Origin of the sequence: Allomesorhizobium camelthorni (genome assembly GCF_011045125.1) — a bacterium.
GTDB lineage: Bacteria > Pseudomonadota > Alphaproteobacteria > Rhizobiales > Rhizobiaceae > Allomesorhizobium > Allomesorhizobium camelthorni.
Genome location: NZ_JAAKZF010000011.1, coordinates 101,296 through 120,483, shown reverse-complemented (window position 1 = coordinate 120,483; position 19,188 = coordinate 101,296). Strand labels below are relative to the sequence as shown.

Annotated in this window: 16 protein-coding genes; 10 read left to right on the top strand and 6 right to left on the bottom strand. The window is 64.1% G+C overall.

Annotated features, from left to right (window positions below; genetic code table 11):
- Positions 1-53: 53 nt before the first annotated feature.
- Positions 54-3,047 carry a sarcosine oxidase subunit alpha gene (locus tag G6N73_RS11560; protein WP_165027703.1) on the top strand — a complete coding sequence of 998 codons (2,994 nt, stop codon included), beginning with the start codon at positions 54-56 and terminating at the stop codon, positions 3,045-3,047.
- Positions 3,040-3,600, top strand: coding sequence for a sarcosine oxidase subunit gamma (locus tag G6N73_RS11555; RefSeq protein ID WP_165027702.1), 561 nt, complete (start codon positions 3,040-3,042; stop codon positions 3,598-3,600). Before G6N73_RS11560 ends, G6N73_RS11555 begins: the two co-directional genes overlap by 8 nt.
- Before the next feature lie 49 nt (positions 3,601-3,649).
- On the opposite strand, the gene G6N73_RS11550 is transcribed toward G6N73_RS11555, so the two are convergent.
- Genes G6N73_RS11550 through G6N73_RS11540 form a run of 3 tightly spaced genes read right to left on the bottom strand, consistent with a single transcriptional unit; the run spans position 3,650 to position 5,992 of the window.
- Positions 3,650-4,681: a phosphotransferase family protein gene (locus tag G6N73_RS11550; RefSeq protein WP_165027701.1), complete on the bottom strand. Its 1,032-nt coding sequence runs from the start codon at positions 4,679-4,681 to the stop codon at positions 3,650-3,652.
- Positions 4,678-5,127: a MaoC family dehydratase gene (locus tag G6N73_RS11545; protein WP_425484074.1), complete on the bottom strand. Its 450-nt coding sequence runs from the start codon at positions 5,125-5,127 to the stop codon at positions 4,678-4,680. Before G6N73_RS11545 ends, G6N73_RS11550 begins: the two co-directional genes overlap by 4 nt.
- 49 nt (positions 5,128-5,176) lie before the next feature.
- Positions 5,177-5,992 carry an SDR family oxidoreductase gene (locus tag G6N73_RS11540; RefSeq protein WP_165027698.1) on the bottom strand — a complete coding sequence of 272 codons (816 nt, stop codon included), beginning with the start codon at positions 5,990-5,992 and terminating at the stop codon, positions 5,177-5,179.
- Between the two features lie 179 nt (positions 5,993-6,171).
- Here G6N73_RS11540 and G6N73_RS11535 point away from each other — a divergent pair, with 179 nt between their 5' ends.
- A complete protein-coding gene (locus tag G6N73_RS11535) occupies positions 6,172-7,413 on the top strand; it encodes an acyl-CoA dehydrogenase family protein (RefSeq protein ID WP_165027697.1) in 1,242 nt (413 codons plus the stop codon).
- A 47-nt stretch (positions 7,414-7,460) separates the two neighbouring features.
- On the opposite strand, the gene G6N73_RS11530 is transcribed toward G6N73_RS11535, so the two are convergent.
- From G6N73_RS11530 to G6N73_RS11520, 3 genes are all read right to left on the bottom strand, one after another.
- The gene (locus G6N73_RS11530; protein WP_165027695.1) at positions 7,461-10,589 is read right to left on the bottom strand and encodes an efflux RND transporter permease subunit; all 3,129 of its coding nucleotides are present in this window, start codon (positions 10,587-10,589) and stop codon (positions 7,461-7,463) included.
- Between the two features lie 9 nt (positions 10,590-10,598).
- Positions 10,599-11,783, bottom strand: coding sequence for an efflux RND transporter periplasmic adaptor subunit (locus G6N73_RS11525; RefSeq protein WP_165027693.1), 1,185 nt, complete (start codon positions 11,781-11,783; stop codon positions 10,599-10,601).
- Between the two features lie 198 nt (positions 11,784-11,981).
- Positions 11,982-12,809 carry a MurR/RpiR family transcriptional regulator gene (locus G6N73_RS11520; protein ID WP_165027692.1) on the bottom strand — a complete coding sequence of 276 codons (828 nt, stop codon included), beginning with the start codon at positions 12,807-12,809 and terminating at the stop codon, positions 11,982-11,984.
- A gap of 174 nt (positions 12,810-12,983) precedes the next feature.
- On the opposite strand from G6N73_RS11520, the gene G6N73_RS11515 reads away from it, so the two are divergent.
- The 7 genes from G6N73_RS11515 to G6N73_RS11485 all read left to right on the top strand — a co-directional run bounded on the left by G6N73_RS11515 (position 12,984) and on the right by G6N73_RS11485 (position 19,186).
- Positions 12,984-13,811 carry an N-formylglutamate amidohydrolase gene (locus G6N73_RS11515; protein WP_165027690.1) on the top strand — a complete coding sequence of 276 codons (828 nt, stop codon included), beginning with the start codon at positions 12,984-12,986 and terminating at the stop codon, positions 13,809-13,811.
- A gap of 4 nt (positions 13,812-13,815) precedes the next feature.
- Positions 13,816-14,313, top strand: a complete 498-nt coding sequence (locus tag G6N73_RS11510; protein WP_425484073.1) for a TRAP transporter small permease subunit — start codon at positions 13,816-13,818, stop codon at positions 14,311-14,313.
- Entirely contained in the window at positions 14,310-15,635 is a 1,326-nt protein-coding gene (locus G6N73_RS11505) for a TRAP transporter large permease subunit (protein WP_165027687.1), read from the top strand. The genes G6N73_RS11510 and G6N73_RS11505 overlap by 4 nt, the downstream gene beginning before the upstream one ends.
- 97 nt (positions 15,636-15,732) lie before the next feature.
- On the top strand, positions 15,733-16,782 hold the full coding sequence (locus G6N73_RS11500; RefSeq protein WP_165027685.1) for a TRAP transporter substrate-binding protein: 1,050 nt from the start codon (positions 15,733-15,735) through the stop codon (positions 16,780-16,782).
- A gap of 101 nt (positions 16,783-16,883) precedes the next feature.
- Positions 16,884-18,254, top strand: coding sequence for a glutamine synthetase family protein (locus G6N73_RS11495; protein ID WP_165027683.1), 1,371 nt, complete (start codon positions 16,884-16,886; stop codon positions 18,252-18,254).
- A 71-nt stretch (positions 18,255-18,325) separates the two neighbouring features.
- Positions 18,326-18,766: a DUF7662 domain-containing protein gene (locus G6N73_RS11490; protein WP_165027681.1), complete on the top strand. Its 441-nt coding sequence runs from the start codon at positions 18,326-18,328 to the stop codon at positions 18,764-18,766.
- Positions 18,767-18,769: 3 nt separating this feature from the next.
- Positions 18,770-19,186 (top strand): PIN domain-containing protein, encoded by a 417-nt coding sequence (locus G6N73_RS11485; protein ID WP_165027679.1) that lies wholly within the window; start codon positions 18,770-18,772, stop codon positions 19,184-19,186.
- Positions 19,187-19,188: the final 2 nt, after the last annotated feature.

Sequence of the window (19,188 nt, the reverse complement as noted above, 5' to 3'; positions counted from 1 at the left end):
AGGACAGAGGGGGGTCGGTTGCGACTTCACTCGGCATCAGTGGAGATCGCATAATGGCGGCCAGTTTCCGCATCTCCGGCCATGGCCGCTTGGCGCAGACAAAAACCGCGCGCTTCTCCTTCGACGGGCGTGCCCTGTCGGGCGTCGAGGGCGACACGCTGGCTTCGGCACTGCTCGCCAACGGCGTCCACCTCGTCGGCCGCTCTTTCAAATACCACCGCCCGCGCGGCATCCTTTCGGCCGGCGCGGAAGAGCCGAACGCACTGGTGCAGATCGTGCGCGATGCGGCGCGCAATACACCCAACGTCCGCGCCACCGTGCAGGAGCTCTATGACGGGCTGACGGCAAACTCGCAGAACCGCTGGCCCTCGCTCGCCTTCGACGTAGGCGCCGCGTCCGACCGCGCCGGCGGCATGTTCTCGGCCGGCTTCTACTACAAGACTTTCATGTGGCCGAAGGCCGCCTGGAAGGCGCTTTACGAGCCGCGCATCCGCGCCGCCGCCGGCCTCGGCGTTGCGCCAGACCAGCCCGATCCCGATCATTATGCCTCGCGCTTCGCCCATTGCGACGTGCTGGTGCTAGGCGGTGGCGCTGCCGGGATCGCGGCCGCGTTGGCTGCGGCCGAAACCGGCGTCCGTGTCATCCTCTGCGACGAGCAGGCCGAATTCGGCGGGAGCTTGCGCTTCGAGGCCGGCGCTTCGGTCGACGGCGCGAACGGCTGGTCGTGGGCGCAAGCGACCGTGGCGAAGCTTGCGGCCATGGACAATGTCCGCGTGCTGCCGCGCACCACCGCCTTCGGCTATTACGCGCAGAATTTCGTCGGCCTTGTCGAGCGCGTCACCGACCACTTCGCCAGGCCGGGCGAGGGGCTGCCGCGCGAGCGCCTATGGCAGGTCCGCGCCAAGCGCGTCATTCTCGCCACCGGCTCGATCGAGCGGCACATGGTGTTCGCCGACAATGACCGGCCGGGCGTAATGCTGGCGTCTGCGGCTCGCACCTACCTCAATCACTACGGCGTCGCGGTCGGCCGCAATGTCGGCGTCTACACGGCGAACGACACTGCCTATGCTGCGGCGATCGACCTGAAGAAGGCCGGCGTCAACATCGCCGCGATCGTCGATCTGCGCGACAACCCATCCAGTCCGGCGGTCGAGGAGGCGAGGGCGCTCGGCATCGAGATCAATCACGGCCGCGCCGTCATCAAAGCGGGCGGCAAGCTGCGCGTCTCCTCCATGACGATCCAGCCGAAGGCCGGTGGCGGCGAGCGCACCATTTCGGTCGACGCCGTCCTGATGTCGTCGGGCTGGACACCGTCGGTGCACCTCTTCTCGCAGTCGCGCGGCAAGGTCGCCTTCGACGACGCCACGAAACGCTTCTTGCCCGGAGCCTACGCGCAGGATTGCGTCTCGGTCGGCGCCTGCAACGGCGCCGACGATCTCACGGCGGCGGTGGACGAGGCCTATGCGGCCGGCGAGAAGGCCGCGGGGGATTCCGGCGGCAAAGCAGTAAAATCCCCCAGGCTGAAGGCCGCGAGCACTGAAAGCTTTGCCGGCAACATGCTCGGCGCGGCACCCGGCGCGGGTGCAAACACGGCCGTAAAGGCCTTCGTCGATTTCCAGAACGACGTCACCGCCAAGGACATCCGCCTCGCCGTCAAGGAAGGCATGCGCTCCATCGAGCATGTCAAGCGCTTCACCACCACCGGCATGGCGACCGACCAGGGCAAGACCTCCAACATGCACGGTCTGGCTATCGCGGCCGAGACGCTGGGCAAGGAAATCCCGGAAGTCGGGCTCACCACCTTCCGCGCGCCCTATACGCCCGTCACGTTCGGCGCGATCGTTAACCACGGCCGCGGCGCGCTGTTCGACCCGACCCGCAAGACCGCGACGCACGCCTGGGCCGAAGCCCACGGTGCGGTGTTCGAGGATGTCGGCCAGTGGAAGCGCGCCTGGTACTTCCCCAAGGCCGGCGAGGACATGCACGCCGCCGTCAACCGCGAATGCGTGACCGTGCGCCGGTCGGCCGGCCTGTTCGACGCCTCCACCCTCGGCAAGATCGAGGTGGTCGGGCGGGACGCGGCGAAGTTCATGGAACTGCTCTACACCAATCCTTGGGAGAAGCTCGATGCCGGCCGCTGCCGCTACGGCATCATGCTGCGCGAGGACGGCTTTATCTATGACGACGGCGTGGTCGGTCGGCTCGCGCCCGACCGGTTTCACGTCACGACGACGACCGGGGGCGCGGCCCGCGTCATGAACCATATGGAGGATTACCTCCAGACCGAGTTCCCGCATCTGAACGTCTGGCTGACCTCGATTTCCGAGCAGTGGGCGGTTATCGCGGTGCAGGGGCCGAACTCGCGCAAGATCATCGAGCCGCTGGTCGAGGGCATCGACATGTCCGACGAGGCGATGCCGCATATGTCGGTACGCGAAGGAAAAATCTGCGGCGTACCGACCCGGCTGTTCCGCATGTCGTTCACCGGCGACCGCGGTTTCGAGGTCAACGTGCCGGCGGATCATGGCCTGGCTGTCTGGGAAGCGCTGTGGGCCGAGGGCCAGAAGCACGGCGCCTGTGCTTACGGTACCGAAACGATGCATGTGCTGCGGGCCGAAAAGGGCTACATCATCGTCGGCCAGGACACGGATGGCACCGTCACGCCGAACGACGCAGGGCTCGACTGGGCCATCGGCAAGAAGAAGACGGACTTCGTCGGCATTCGCGGCCTGACCCGCCCCGATCTCGTCGCTCCGGGCCGCAAGCAGCTTGTCGGCCTGAAGACGAAGGACCCGAAGAGCGTGCTCGAAGAGGGCGCGCAGATCGTTGCGGATCCGAAACAGCCCGTGCCGATGAAGATGATCGGCCACGTCACCTCCAGCTACTGGTCGGAAAATTGCGGCCGCTCCATCGCCATGGCGCTTGTCGCTGACGGACGCGCCATGATGGGCAAGACGCTGCACGTGCCGATGCCGAACGGCGTCGTCGAGGTCGAGGTGTGCTCGCCAGTGTTCTTCGACGAGAAGGGAGGCCGCATCAATGGCTGACGCAGTATCGAGGATCGCCGCGCGCGCGCCGGCTTTGGCAGGCCGCGAGTTCGGCGCGAAAGACGTCCGGCTGGCGGTGCTGCAACCCGCCGACCGCATCTCGCTGCGTGCGCCGGCCGCTTCGCTTGGCGCTTTGTCCAAGGCGCTCGGCCTGACGCTGCCCACCGCGCCGAAGACCTCGGCAAGCAAGGGCAAGAGGTCGGCGCTTTGGCTCGGGCCGGACGAATGGCTCGTCATCGACGACGGCGGCCGCGATCCGCTGGACGACTGCGCCGGCGTTAAGGCGCTGCACTCGGCCGTGGGCATCTCGCATCGCAATGTCGGCATCTCCGTCACCGGGCGTGCAGCCGCTGCCGCCGTCAATGCCGGCTGCCCGCAGGACCTGTCGCTCGCGGCCTTTCCGGTCGGCGCCTGCTCGCGCACCATTCTCGGCAAGGTCGAAATCGTCCTCTATCGCACCGCCGAGGACGCCTTCCGCATCGAATGCTGGCGTTCCTTTGCCGACTACGTTTTTGCCTTCCTGGTCGAAGCCGCGCGCGACGCCGCGGCCTGACGAGGCGCGGGCCTTTCCCTTCCCTCAAGGGGGAAGGAGACGTCGAGCGTTACTCTCCGCCGATCATTTCCACGGCAAGGCCGGCCAGCAGCGGCACCAGTTCGCCGTGCCTGAGGCCCCATTCGGGATTGGAGGCGTTGCCGTCGAGCGCGCGCTTATAAACACCCTGGCAGATCGCCGCGAGCCGGAAGAAGGAGAAGGCGAGGAAGAACGTCCAGTCGGCGATGCCGTCGATGCCGCGCCGCCGGCAATAGGCCGCGACATACTCTTCTTCGGTCGGCAGGCCGATCGCATGGCGGTCGAGGCCGCCGAGTCCGCGAAAGGCCGATGCATGCGGCAGTCGCCATTGCATGCACTGGTAGGCGAGGTCGGCATAGGGATGGCCGAGCGTCGAAAGCTCCCAGTCGAGCACGGCGAGCACTTGCGGCCGGTCCGGCGCGAAGATCATATTGTCGAGGCGGTAGTCGCCATGCACCAGCGAGACGACGCCGTCGTCGGCCGGAATATGCGCCTCCAGCCAGTGGATCAGCAGGTCCATGTCGGGCAGCGCGCCGGTTTCGGTCGCGCGATACTGGCTGGTCCAACGGCCGAGCTGGCGTTCGAAATAGCTGCCTGGCCTGCCGAAATCGCCGAGCCCGACTGCCGCCGGATCGACATCGTGCAGCGCGGCCAGCGTCGCGTTCATCGCATCGTAGATCGCCGCGCGTTCGGCGCTGGAAGCGATCTCGGGCAGCGCCGGATCCCAGAAGATGCGGCCTTCGACGTAGCCCATGACGTAGAACATGCGGCCGATCGGCGAGTCCTCACCGGAAAGGTGCAGCATTGCGGGGACCGGAACCGCCGTGCCGGCCAGCGCCTTCATAACGCGGACTTCGCGGTCGACCTGATGCGCAGATTTCAGCAATTGCCCCGGCGGCTTGGCCCGCAGCGCATAGCGGCCGGACTTCGCGGTGACGAGATAGGTTGGATTGGACTGGCCGGACTTGAACTTCTCGATCGACAGGAGCCCGGAAAAGCCCGGGATTTCCGCCTCCAGATAGGGCGCGAGCGCCGCCTGGTCGAGCGCGTTCGGGTCGCTCATCCCGTCGCTTTCTCCGGCTCGACCATGGTCAGCGTCAGCCAGCGCGCCGTCAGCGCCGGCTTCTTCGATCCCTCGATCTCTATGGTGACCTCATGCGCGACCTGGATCCAGCCGGAGGGACGAACCTTCACGTCGGCAAGCACGAATTTCGTCCGGATACGCACCCCGGTCTTCACTGGCGCGACGAATTTCAGGTTCTCAAAGCCCTGATTGATGCCCATGCCGGCGCCCTCGAGCGGGGGGATGGTCTCGTAGGCCATGGCCGACAGCAGCGACAGCGTCAGGAAACCATGCGCGATGGTGCCGCCGAATGGCGTCTCCGCCGCCGCCCGCTCCGGGTCGCAATGGATGAACTGGTGGTCGTCGGTCGCGTCGGCGAACAGGTTGATCATCTGCTGCGTGACGATGCGCCAGGGCGATGTGATTTCGGACCCGACGCCGGCCACGAGTTGATCAACGGTTATGGGTTTCAAGCTTTCGGCTCCCGGTACGAAATCATTCCTTGAACAGCGTCATGCCATGCTGCACCGACTGTCCGCCGTCGATGGGCAGTATGGCGCCGGTGACATAGCTGCCCGCACGGCTGCACAGATACAGGGTCGCGCCGGCAATGTCATCGGGCGCGCCGATCCGGCCGATCGGCACATGGCTCGCCACCCGGCCTGCGCCTTCTTCGGTGCCGGTGGCGAATGCCGTCATGCGGCTGCGGAAGGGTCCGGGCGCAAACGCGTTCACGGTGATGCGCCGGCCCGCCAGCTCGATCGCCAGCGTCCGGGTCAAATGATGCACCGCCGCCTTCGAGGCGGTGTAGGAATAGGCGTCGTCGGCCAGCGGTTGCGTTCCCATCACCGAGCCGAGATTGACGATGCGCGCCGGATCGTCATCAGTCGCCGCTTTAGCCAGCAGCGGCAGCAATTCGCGCGTCAGGTGAAAGAGCCCGGTGACGTTGACGTCGAACACCTTCGCCCAGGCCTTGTAGGGAAAGCTCGCCAGCGGCTCACCCCACGACGTGCCGGCATTGTTGATCAGGATATCCAGCCGGTCGGTTCGTTCTTTCACGGCAGCGGCAAGCGCCAGCACGCCGGCCTCGGTGGCGACATCGCCGCCGAAGCCCTCCGCTTTACCGGGCGCGCCGAGCGCGTTCAGTTCGCCGGCGACGCGGGCGCAATCCTCGCCCTTGCGCGAGGCGATCATCACGCTCGCGCCCGCCTGCACCAGCGCGGTCGCAGCCATGCGGCCGATGCCGGTCGCCGCCCCCGTCACCAGAGCAGCCTTGCCCGCCACCGAGAAAAGCTCGTCGAGATAGGACATGGAAAAACCTCCGGCCGCGCCGTAGCGCCGCGTGTTCGCGATGGCGTTGCAATGGCAAGCCAGTATGTTGATGCTGCACCGGCCGTAAAGACCCGAACGCGGCTTGTTCGGCCGAGTTTGTATCTGAACAGGTGGTGATCAGCGCGTTGCGTCGGCTCGGCGTCACGGAGGAGAAATCGATGTCTGAGATGGCCCTTGGCATGACGGAGCGGCTGAAGCCGATCCACGAACGCGTAGCCCGCATGGTGCGGGAAGAGATCATCCCGCTCGACGCGGAATTCCTCGCCGACGTAGGCAAGGAGGGCGACCGCTGGGCGTTCACGGCGCGGCAGAAGGAAATCCTTGGCGGCCTGAAGGCCAAGGCGCGCGAGCGCGGCCTGTGGAACTTTTGGCTGACCGGGTCGGAGAGCGGCTACGGGCTCTCGACCGTCGAATATGCCTACCTTGCCGAGGAAATGGGCCGCGCGCATCTCGGGGCCGAAACCTTCAATTGCTCCGCACCCGACACCGGCAATATGGAGGTGCTGGAACGCTACGGCTCGGAGAACCAGAAGGAGAAGTGGCTGCGGCCCTTGCTGGACGGCAAGATCCGCTCCGCATACCTGATGACCGAGCCGGACGTCGCCTCCTCCGACGCCACTAACATCGCCATGCGCTGCGAACCCGACGGCAACAATTACGTGCTGAACGGCGAAAAATGGTGGGCTACAGGCGCTGGCGACCCGCGCTGCAAGATCTACATCGTCATGGTCCGGACCGGCGACGACACCGCGCCGAAGCACAAGCGGCATTCGATGATTCTGGTGCCGGCCGATACAGGCGGCGTCAGAAAGCTGCGGCCGATGAACATCTATGGCGACGACGACGCGCCGCACGGCCATTTCCACATCCGCTTCGACAATGTCAGGGTGCCCAAGGGCAATCTGATTCTCGGCGAGGGCAGGGGCTTCGAGATCGCGCAGGGGCGTCTCGGCCCCGGCCGCATTCACCATTGCATGCGGGCAATCGGCCAGGCGGAATCCGCGCTCGAGATGATGTGCCGGCGTTCGCTCCGCCGCGAGGCCTTCGGCAGGCCGCTGGCCGAGCTCGGCGCGAATTTCGACATCATCGCCGAATGCCGCATGGAGATCGAGATGGCGCGGCTGCTCTGCCTCAAGGCGGCGTGGATGATCGACCAGGGCGACGCGCGCGCCGCCGCCCCCTGGATCAGCCAGATCAAGGTTGTCGCGCCGCGCGTGGCGCTGACGGTCGTCGACGAGGCGGTGCAGATGTTCGGCGGCGCCGGGGTCAGCCAGGACACGCCGCTGGCGCGCTCCTGGACGCATTTGAGGACGCTGCGCCTCGCCGACGGGCCCGATGCCGTGCACCGGCGGCAGGTCGCGCGAACGGAACTCAGGAAATATACGCAGGAAAAGATCTGAGATCGGGCCGAAGAGCCGGACGAAGCCGAACGAGAGGAGGTCCGGCGCTACTCCGCCGGTTCCATGCTTGTATAGGCTGCCTCGTCGAGTTCGCGCTTCAGCCGCGCCTCTTCCTCGATCTTCGGCGTCACGAACCGTCCGAGCAGCAGATAGGCGACGGGCGTCAGGAACAGCGTCGATGCGGTCGCCAGGCCAAGCCCGCCGACGATGATCCAGCCGAGCGCGATGCGCGCTTCGGCCCCGGCGCCGCTCGCCAGAACCAGCGGCAGGCCACCCAGGATGGTGCAGATCATGGTCATCAGCACCGGCCGCAGGCGGATGTTCGACGCCTCCTCGATCGCTTCGCGCACGCCCATGCCCCTGTCGCGGAGCTGGTTGGCGAATTCGACGATGAGAATGCCGTTCTTGGCCATGATGCCGACCAGCATGACCAGGCCGATCTGGCTGTAGACATTGAGGCTGGTCCCCGTCAGCAGCATCGCGAAAACCGCGCAGGCGAGGCCGAGCGGCACTGTCGCCATGATGATGATGGCGCTGACGAAGCTCTCGAACTGGGCGGCGAGCACAAGCAGGATGATGACGATGGCGAAGCCGAATATCACGAACATGCTGCTCGACTGTTCGCCGAGCGTCGCCGTTTCAGCGAGCGGTATGATGCGGCTGCCGGCAGGGAGCAGCGGGGCCGCTATCTCCTGCGCGACCTCGTAGGCGGCGCCGAGGGCAAAGTCGTCGCGCAGTCCCGAGGTGACGGCGACGGCGCGCAATTGCTGCTCACGCGCCAGCGACGGCGGCACAGCCTGTTCGGTCAGGCTGGCGATCGTCGACATCGGAACGAAACGGCCATCGCCGGCGCGAAGGTAAACATTCTCAAGATCCGTCGGGTCGTTGATCGGGTTGGTGGTCGAAACGAATTTGACGTCATAGGCACGATCATCGATGAAAACCGAGCCGACTTCGCGCCCGTCGAGCATGGACTGCATGGCTTCGGCCAGCCCGGCTATGTCGATGCCGACGTCGGACGCGCGTTCGCGGTCGATGCCCACGGAAAGCTGCGGCTGCGTGGTGTCGGTGGAAAGCCGAGGCTGCTGGAAGCGGGGATCCTTCTCCATCTCCGCGACGATCGCGGCTGCGGCCTTGCCGAGGTCGGCGTAGTTGTTGCCGGCGACCGCGAATTGCAGGCCACTGCCGGCGCCGCGAATGCCCAGGCTGTTCGGCTGGGCGGCGAAGACCCTTACGCCCGGCACCTGCCGCATCAGATTTTCGACCTCGTCGACGATTTGCTGCTGGGTGCGCTCGCGCTCGTGCCATGGCGCGAGAGACAGCACCATGAAGCCGCTATTGGACGAGCTGTTCGATCCGGCGATGCCGAAAGTGTTTCGAATCTCACCCGACTGGCGCATGGGGGCGACCAGCTGCTCGATCTCGCGCATTTTCTGCGACAGGTAGTCGAGGCTGACGCCTTGCGGCGCGGTGATGCGCAGGAAGGCCGACGAGCGGTCCTCGGGCGGAGTGAGTTCCTGCTGGATGGAGCCGGAGATGCCGAACGCCGCCGCGCCGAAAAGCACTGACGCCAGGACGACCAGCGCGGGAGCGTTCAGGCAGGCGCGAAGCAGGCGGCGGTAGAGGCCGGCCAGGCTCTGGCCGACACGCGCGGCGACGCCGGTCCGCTCCTCGCCGGCATGGCCGCGGAGCATTCTCGAGGCGAGCATGGGACAAAGCGAGAGCGCGACCACTGCGGACAGGGCGACCGAACACGCCAGCACGAAGCCGAATTCCCGGAACAGGCCGCCGGTCTGGCCGGGCAGGAAGGACAGGGGAACGAACACCGCGATCAGCGTCGCCGTGGTGGCGATCACCGCGAAGAACACCTCCTTCGCGCCCAGCACGGCGGCGGCGCGCGGGCCCATGCCCTGGTTGCGCAGACGCACAATGTTTTCGAGAACGACGATGGCGTCGTCGACGACGAGGCCGGTGGCCAGGACCAGCGCCAGCAGGGTCAGGATGTTGATCGAGAAGCCGGCCAGGTAGATCGCCGCGACGGTCCCGATCAGCGCGACCGGCATGGAGAAGCCGGGAATGAGGGTCGCGCGCCAATCCCAGAGGAACAGGAAGATGACGAGCAGCACCAACGACACCGAAAGGCCAAGGGCGATCTCGACCTCATGGATAGCGCCCTCGATGAAGGTCGCGTCGTCGCTGGTGACGCGGATTTCCATGCCTTCGGGGAGCGTCTCGTTGAGCTTCGCCGCCGCTGCGCGCACGCCCTCGGAGATGTCCAGAGTGTTCGACTGAGCCTGCCGCACGATGCCGAGGCCGATGCCGGTGGCGCCGTTGGCGCGAAGACGCGACTCTCCCAGGTCGGGACCGAGCGTGACGGTCGCGACGTCGCCCAGACGGGTACGGCCGTCACCGATGATGATGTTCTCGAAAGCCTCCGGGGTCGTCAGCGACGCCGTTGCGCGCACGACCAGATCCTGCGTGTTGCTGGTCAGCGATCCCGCCGGTGCGTCGAAGGCCATTGATGACAGGGCGCTGCTGATATCGGCGACAGTCATGCCATGGCCGGCGAGGCGCGCCTGATTGATGTCCACCCGGAAGATCTTGTCGCGATCGCCGTAGACCTGCACATCGGCCACGCCGGGAACCGCGGCGAAGGCGTCAACCACCTCCTCCTCGATCAGCACGGTCATGTCCTCGACGGACATGTCCTGCGAAGTGACGGCCAGGCGCAGCACCGCTTGCGCGTTGGCGTCGGCCTTCACGATGCGCGGTATGTCGGCCAGATCGGGAAGCTGGTTCTGGACCCTGCTCACTGCGTCGCGCATATCGGAGGCTGCGGCATCGAGATCGACATCATCGCCGAACTCGACCGTGACCCGGCTGCGGCCGAAGGAAGAGGTCGACGATATTGCTTCCACACCGGCCACGCGCGAGACCGCGCCTTCCACGATGGCCGTCAGTTCGCGGTCGATGGTTTCCGCGGCGGCGCCGGTGAAATCGGTGGAAATGGAGATGACGGGCCGGTCGACATCCGGCAGCTCCCGAATCTCGACGCCGGCCAGGGCCGCAAGACCCGCCACCACGATCAGCGTGTTCAAGACGAAGGCCAGCACCGGGCGGCGCACGAAAAGCGCCGTCATGCCTTTTTCGCTGTTGGGATCCTGGTTTGCAGCCATAGCGGCGCCTCAGGAGCCGCTGCCGGAGGCGAGCGGCGTCGGCATGGCCGATGCCGCGGGTTCGCGGCCGGCAATGAGCAGTTCGGCGCCCTCGCGGACGACGTGGATGCCCTCCGTGACCACTTCGACGCCGGCGCGTATGTCTGCGTCGATCAGGACGCTCTCCGTGTTGCGCTGGACGATGCGAACCGGCGTGCGCTTGGCCCTGCCGTCTTCGCCTATCGCCCAGACGAAGGCTCCGTCGGCGCCCCACTGGATGGCCAGCGGATCGACCGACGGATAGGTGTCGCCGGCAAAGCGCATCGAGACCTGGAAGGACATGCCCGCCCGCAGTGTATCGTCGGGATTGCCGATGCGCGCCCGCACATGCAGCGTGCGGCTGGCCTCGTCGAGGCGGTTGTCGACCGCGCTGACCGCGCCTTCGAATACCTGGTTGGGGCGCGCGATGGAGGTGGCGCTCATCGGCATGCCGACGGTAATGGCGCTGGCGTAGCGTTCCGGCACCCAGAAATCGACGATGATGCTGGAGCGGTCGTCGAGTGTGGCGATGGCCGTCTCGGTGGTGACGTAGTTGCCGGCCTCTACCGGGATTATGCCGACAATGCCGGAGATCGGCGCGACGATGGAACGGCGCTCGAGCGCAAGCTGGGCGTCACGCACTCCCAGGCGCGCATTTTCGAGCGCCAGTTCCGCTTCGGTCATCTGGACGGCGGTGGCGGTGTTGGACGAACGCAGCGCCTTGATCCGCTCGACGCGCGCCTCGGCGTCGGCCATGGCGATGCGCGCCCGGTCGACCGCGATCTCCTCTGTGTCGGCGTCGAGCCTCGCGATGACGTCGCCGGCGCGGATGCGGCTGCCCGAGGCAACAGCCAGTTCGGTCAGCCGGCCGGCCGAGTAGGGTTTGACGACAACAGACTTGTCGGCGCGGCCGGTGCCGATCGCCGACAGCCGGTCGTTGATCGTGGCGGGAGTGACTGGCCGTGTCACGACCGCGGTCTGAAGGCCCGTCTCCCGTTCCCCGCCCTGACGACGGCCGCTATTGGCTGCATTTTCGGATTTGGGCGTAGCTGCCAACGCCCATTCGATCCCCCAGTCTGCGAGCATTTCCGGTGCACCGGGGAAAAACCGCACCCAGCCCGCGGCAGCCGCCACGAGGATGACGGCGGCGATAAGAAATTGTTTCCAGGCGGCCATCGGCACTCCGGTCGGCAGTCGGCTTCGTGTCCACCCGGCCTCTGCCGTACCGAAAAGCGAGCCGGGGAACTTTCGGGCGCAAAAGCACCCGGAAATCAGTACGCGGCCTTTATGACAATTCGCAGGCCGGTCCGCACCTTAAATATCTGTAATATCACACCGCACCCCGCCTTGGCCAAAATCACGAAAGTCTGATTTTCAGCGCAGATCCTCCATCTCGCGGATGCGTCTTGCGCTCTCGGCCTCCAGTTCGCGCGTGATCTCGCCGATCAGCGCTTCGGCAACCACGAAGAGGGCGGAGGACGAATCCCACGGCGAGGGGACCGCCGTGCGCCCGGCGATGACATGGCGGGCGAAGCGGGCAATGGGCGACAGCCATTGGTCGGTGAAAAGCACGATCTGCACGCCGCGCTGATGCGCCTTCTCCGCGAAGCGGACCAGGCTGTCCTGATAGCGGCGGATGTCGAAGATCAGCAGCACGTCACGCTTGCCCATGTCGATCAACTGGTCGCGCCAATTGCTTTCCTGGCCTGTCAGGTGGAAGACGTTGGGCCGGATGATCGTCAGATGCGCCGCCATGTAGCGCGCCACCGGGTCGGTGAAGCGGCCGCCGATCAGGAAGGTCTTGGCGCGCGGATTGGAAAGCAGCATCACGATTTCGCGCATCTGCTTTTCCGAGACGTGCCGGAATGTCTCGCGAATGTTCTCGAGCGTCGCCTCCAGCATCGGCGAAGCTTCGCCACGGCCATGCGACGAGGGCGAAGCGGTGCGCGACAGCGGCGACTGGAGCTGCGCGGCAAGCTCATCCTGCAACGCCGACTGGAATTCGGGATAATTCTGGAAGCCGAGGCGGGAAACGAAGCGCAGGATCGTCGGCGAACTGACGCCCGCCTGCATCGAGAAGTCGGCGACCGTCTTCAGGCCGATCATCGGATAGCTGGCGATCAGCGTCTGCGCGGCGCGGCGTTCGCTGGCCGGCATCGTGTCGATGCGATCGGCGATCAGTTCCGCAATGCTCAATGCCAATGAACCCTCCCACAACGCGCGGCCGATCCCGGCCCACGCATCTCCCCACCTTTGCATCATCAACAGCGCGAACGCGTTTGACAAAGCTTCCGAATGTGTATGAAATCATTCATCGAGGCGCAATGAAACAAAATACGTAACATACGATACGGCGCCTCAGGGGACGACGACACAATGGAACCCGCGCTGCAAGGCGAGCACGCAATCACCAATGCCGTCCGGATCACGAACCGCAACGGTCGTAGTCCGATCGTCCTCATTTGCGATCACGCATCGAACTTCATTCCCAAACGCTTTGGAGGTCTTGGCCTCGGAAAGCGCGAGCTCGAAAGCCATATCGCCTGGGATCCGGGGGCGTTGCCGGTCGCCCGCCGATTGTCCAAGGCGCTCGATGCAACGCTGATCGAATCCCGGCTCTCTCGCCTGCTGATCGACTGCAACCGGCCGCTCGACGCGCCCGACCTGATCTGCCCGGTCAGCGAGGCGACGGCTGTTCCGGGCAACGCGAACCTTTCGCTTGAGGATCGCCAGGCTCGTGTCGCATTGTCATGGCAGCCCTTTCACGAAGCGGTCGAACAACTGATAAAGGGAAGGCTGTTGCAGGACCGGGGAACCATGCTCGTTTCCGTCCATTCCTTCACCCCCGTCTACAAGGGAGTGAAGCGGCCCTGGCATATCGGCATATTGCATGACGAGGACCGGAGTATCGCCGATCCCATGATCGCGGCGCTGAAATCGTCGGAAGGCATCGTCGTCGGCGACAACGAGCCCTATTCGCCGGCCGATCGCGTCTATTTCACGCTGGAACGTCACGGGCGCTCGCGCGGGCTCCCCTGCGCCATGATAGAAATCCGCAATGACGAGATCGGCGACGAAGCCGGCCAGCGGAAATGGGCGGGGCTTCTCGCTCCCATCCTGACCGTCCTGGAACTCGGCGAAGGGTCGGCGCCGGGCGGCAATCTGGAGAAGGCAATGGCGAACGGAGGTAGGGAAATTGCCTAGGGCGATGAGAGCTTTCGTGCGAGGCGTCGAGGCAATAAACCGTGTCGTCGGCCTGTTCTCGATGTATCTCATCTTCGTGATGATCGGAGTGCTTCTCTATTCATCCATCGTCAAGACGGTTGCCATTCCGCCGCTCTGGACCCTTGAAATGGCCCAGTTTCTGATGGTCGCCTATTTCATGCTCGGTGGCGGCTATTCGTTGATCGACGATTCCCATGTCCGCATGGATCTCTGGTACGGCCGCTGGTCGCCGCGCCGTCGCGCCGGCGTCGACATCTTCACCATCTTCTTCCTGATCGTCTATCTCGGCTTCATGCTTTACGGCGGCATTTCCAGCACCGGCTATGCGATCCGCTACGGCGAAACCAGCTATTCGTCCTGGTCACCCTATATGGCGCCTATCAAGATCGTCATGTGCGTCGGCATCGTCCTGATGCTGCTTCAGGCGATCGCGGAATTCTTCAAGGATATCGCGGCGGCTCGCGGGGAGAACACCCAGTGAGCTACGAACTCATCGCCATCCTGATGTTCGCGCTGATGATGCTGCTCATGATCACAGGGCAGCGCGTCTTCGCGGCGATCGGTTTTGTCGCCGTCATCTTCGCCTTCTTCCTGTGGGGAACCGGGGGCTCGGAGATGGGCTTCAACCAGGCGATGAAGATCATGAAGTGGTATCCGCTTCTGACGCTGCCGATGTTCATCTACATGGGCTACGTCATGTCGGAGACCGGCATTGCCGATGATCTCTACAAGATGTTCCACGTCTGGTTCGGCCCTGTTCGCGGCGGCCTTGCGATCGGTACGATCCTGCTGATGGTGGTCATCTCGGCGATGAACGGCTTGAGCGTCGCGGGAATGGCGATCGGCGCGACGATCGCGCTGCCCGAACTCTTGCGGCGAGGCTACGACAAGGTAATGGTCACTGGCGTCATCCAGGCCGGCTCGTCGCTCGGTATCCTCATTCCGCCATCGGTGGTGCTCGTCCTCTACGCCATGATCGCACGCCAGCCGGTCGGCCAGCTTTGGCTCGCAGGCGTCTTCCCCGGGCTGCTCATGGCCGGGCTGTTCGTTCTCTACATCGTCGTCCGCTGCCTGATCCAGCCTCAGCTTGGTCCGGTGCTGCCGGCCGACGAGCGGGCAATGCCGATCAAGGAGAAGCTGAAGCTGCTTTCGGCCGGCATCGCGCCGTTTTTCATTTTCTTCATGATGACCGGCCTTTTTCTCATGGGTGTCACCAGCCTGGTGGAAAGCTCGGCGGTCGGCGCGGTGGCGGCCACTATCGTCGCCGTGGCGAAGGGCCGGCTCACTTTGCGTGTGCTGCACACCGCGGTCCGCAAGACGCTCGGCATTTCCTGCATGTTCATGTGGATCATTGTCGCCGCGCTTGCTTTCGGTGCTGTGTTCGACGGGCTCGGCGCGGTGAAGGCCATCGAGAGCTTCTTCATAGACCAGCTAGGGCTGACGCCCTGGCAAATCCTGATCATGATGCAGCTCTCCTACCTGATCATGGGCATGTTCCTCGACGACACGGCGATGCTGGTCATTGTCGCACCGCTCTATGTGCCGCTGGTCAAGCTGCTCGGCTTCGACCTCATCTGGTACGGCGTGCTCTACACGATCACCTGCCAGATTGCGTACATGACGCCGCCCTTCGGTTACAATCTGTTCCTTATGCGCGCCATGGCGCCGCCAGAGGTCTCGCTCGGAGACATCTACCGCTCCATCATTCCCTTCGTAGCCGTGATGCTCCTGGCGTTGGTCATCGTCATGGTGTTTCCGCAGATTGCGCTATGGCTACCGCAGCATCTCTATTTGCGGCAGTGACGGCGGCGGCGCGCGAGACGACTGAGAAAGAAGAAACCGACCGATAACAGCCGCGGCAAGCGGCGATCAAACGAAGCCAACAGAGTGGAGACCTATCATGCAATCAAGACGCACATTTCTGACCAAGGCGGGCCTGGTGACTGCCGCTGGCGCGACGACGCTGGCGGCGCCGAACATCGTCAGGGCGCAGGCGCCGATCAAATGGCGCCTGCAGACCTACGCCGGCCCGGCGCTCGGCGAACATGTCATCAAGCCGGCGATCGACGCTTTCAACAAGGCGGCGAACGGCGAGATGGAGATCGAGCTGTTCTATGCCGACCAGCTCGTGCCGACCGGAGAACTGTTTCGCGCCATGCAGAACGGCACCATCGATGCGGTCCAGTCGGACGACGATTCCATGGCTGCGCCGGTCGACGTTCGCGTCTTCGGCGGCTACTTCCCGTTTGCCACCCGCTATTCGCTCGATGTTCAGGCGCTGTTCTACAAGCACGGCTTGGCTGAAATCTGGCAGGAAGCCTATGGCGAGGTCGAGAACGTCACCTGGCTGTCGGCCGGCTCGTGGGATCCCTGCCACTTCAACACCAAGGAGCCGATCAGGAGCCTTGAGGATCTCAAGGGCAAGCGCGTCTTCACCTTCCCGACAGCCGGCAAGTTCCTGTCGCGCTTCGGCGTTGTTCCGGTCACGCTGCCCTGGGAGGACATCGAAGTGGCCGTGCAGACCGGGGAACTCGACGGCATCGCCTGGTCCGGCATCACCGAGGACTACACGGTGGGCTGGGCCGACGTCACCAAATACTTCCTCACCAACAATATCGCCGGCGCCTGGATCGGCTCGTTCTTCGCCAACACCGAGCGCTGGAACGCCGTGCCGCCGCATCTCCAGGAGCTGTTCAAGCTCACCATGGACTCCTCGCACTACTACCGGCTCCACTGGTACTGGGCAGGCGAGGCCGACCTTCGGGTGAATGGCGGCAAAATGGAGCTGACGACGATCCCCGACGCTGAATGGGCGACCGTGGAAGCCGAGGGCGAGAAGTTCTGGGACGAGATTTCCGCAACTAGCGAGCGCACCGCCAAGGTGGTCAAGATACTGCGCGACTATCGTACATTGATGCAGAAAGCCGGACCGCCCTATCGCTACGGCTGAGCCTCGCTTCGGAACCAACTTAAAAGCGCTCGGCCGTTTCGGCGGCCGGGCCTTCAATTTGAAACCTTGATGCGCCAGCCAGGGCTGCGGAGTAGTAAAGAATGGCCGGAAATGTTTCGTTCGATGAATTGAAAACGGCGGTCGCCGGAAACGAGATCGACACTGTGCTGGCCTGCGCCGTCGATATGCAGGGGCGGCTCGTCGGCAAACGCTTTCTGGCCAAATATTTCGTCGAGTCGGCCTATGACGAGACGCATGGCTGCAACTATCTGCTGGCCAACGACATCGATATGGAGCCGGTGCCCGGCTATAAGGCGGCAAGCTGGTCGAAAGGTTATGGCGACTTCGTCATGAAGCCCGACCTGTCGACGATCCGCCGCGTCCCGTGGCTGGAGAAGACCGCGCTGGTCCTCTGCGATGTGCTCGATCACCACACGCATGACGATCTGCCGCATTCGCCTCGCGCGATCCTGCGCAAGCAGGTCAAGCGCCTCCAGGAGCGCGGCTATCTCGCCTATTTCGCGTCCGAACTCGAATTCTACCTGTTCAGCGAAACCTATGAATCCGCCCGCGCCAAGCATTGGCAACACCTCGAGACGGCTTCGCCCTACATCGGCGACTACCTGATCGGCATCACGACCAAGGAAGAGGGCGTGATGCGCCGGCTGCGCAACGAGATGGAGGCGGCCGGCATCCCGATAGAGAACTCCAAAGGCGAGTGGGGACCCGGCCAGGAGGAGATCAACGTCCGCTACGCCGAAGTGCTGGAAATGGCGGACCGCCACGTCATCCTGAAGAACGGCGCCAAGGAAATCGCCGACAGCATGGGCAAGGCCATCAGCTTCATGGCCAAGTACAATTACGGCCTCGCCGGCAATTCGAGCCATATCCACAATTCGCTGTGGAGCGCCGACGGCAAGACGCCGCTTTTCTACGACAAGAACAGCGAATGGACGCTGAGCCGGCTCGGCCAGCAATGGGCCGCGGGCCAGCTCAAATACGCCAAGGAATTCACCTGGTTCCTGGCTCCCTACATCAATTCCTACAAGCGTTTTCAGTCCGGCACATTCGCGCCGACCAAGATCATGTGGAGCGAGGACAACCGCACTGCCGGCTTCCGCCTTTGCGGCGAGGGCACCAAGGGCATTCGCATGGAGTGCCGCATCGGCGGCGCCGACCTCAACCCCTATCTGGCGTTCGCGGCGCTGATTGCTGCCGGGCTCGCCGGCATCGACGAGAAGCTGGAGCTGCAGAAGCCTTTCGTCGGCGACGCCTACCAGGCAGCGGAACTGCCGGAAATTCCCAAGACCTTGCGCGAGGCGACCGAGACGTTGGCGACGTCGCGGATGCTGAAGGAAGCATTCGGCGAAGACGTGATCGAGCATTACCTGCACACGGCCCGCTGGGAGCAGTTGGAATACGATCGCCGCATCACAGACTGGGAACTGCACCGAGGTTTCGAAAGGTACTAAAGCTTTAATCAACGTTGATCCAGCTTAACTGAAGCTGTAGTGTGGCTACAGTTCAGCCTGGAGATACGAAAATGGGAAAGTACACACCGTTGCGTTCATATCTGGCGAGGCAAGACAAAGATCGGGTTCCGATGTCGTTCGACGAGATCGAGCGCCTGATCGGGGAAAAGCTGCCCGCTTCGAAGAAGTATCCTGCCTGGTGGAGCAACAACCCCAGCAACAATCCCATGACCAGGGAGTGGGTGGCGGCAGGATTCCAGTCGGAGGATGTAGATGTTGCTGGGGAGAGCGTTGTGTTTGCCCGTGTTCAACCTGTCGTCCACGCCGCGCCGCTGGAAGGATTCGGCGAAAGCCCGCAGGCAGAATTCGAGCGCCCAGTGCGGCGACACCCGTTGTTCGGTCGTTTGAAGGGGGTGATTACCTTGCTTCCCGGCGTCGATCTCACAGAGCCGGCCGATCCGGAGTTGGCTGACTATCTGGATCGGAAATATGGGCCTGAGGTCAGGGACTGACATGTGCCCGGGAACATACTGCTCGACACCTGCGCGGCCATCTGGATTACGGAGGAGGCGAAGCTAGACCCGACAGCCAAGGCGGCGCTTGATGAAAGCGCTGAAGCGCGGATACCTGTGATGGTTTCGCCGACCAGCGCCTGGGAGATGGGAATGCTGGTCGCACGGCGGCAAGTGTCGTCGACGATGTCTGTCCGATCCTGGTTTGACAGTCTGGTCATCCCCCCGTTTTCTGAAATGGCGATGCTCACGACCGACATTCTGATCAATGCCTCGTTTCTTCCTGGGAATCCACCGAGGGATCCCTTCGACCGTCTTTTCATCGCGACCGCACGGGAGCATGGCTATCGCATCATGACGCGTGATCGCAAAATCATAGACTACGCCGACCAAGGACACGTGCAGGTAATCTCCTGCTAGAA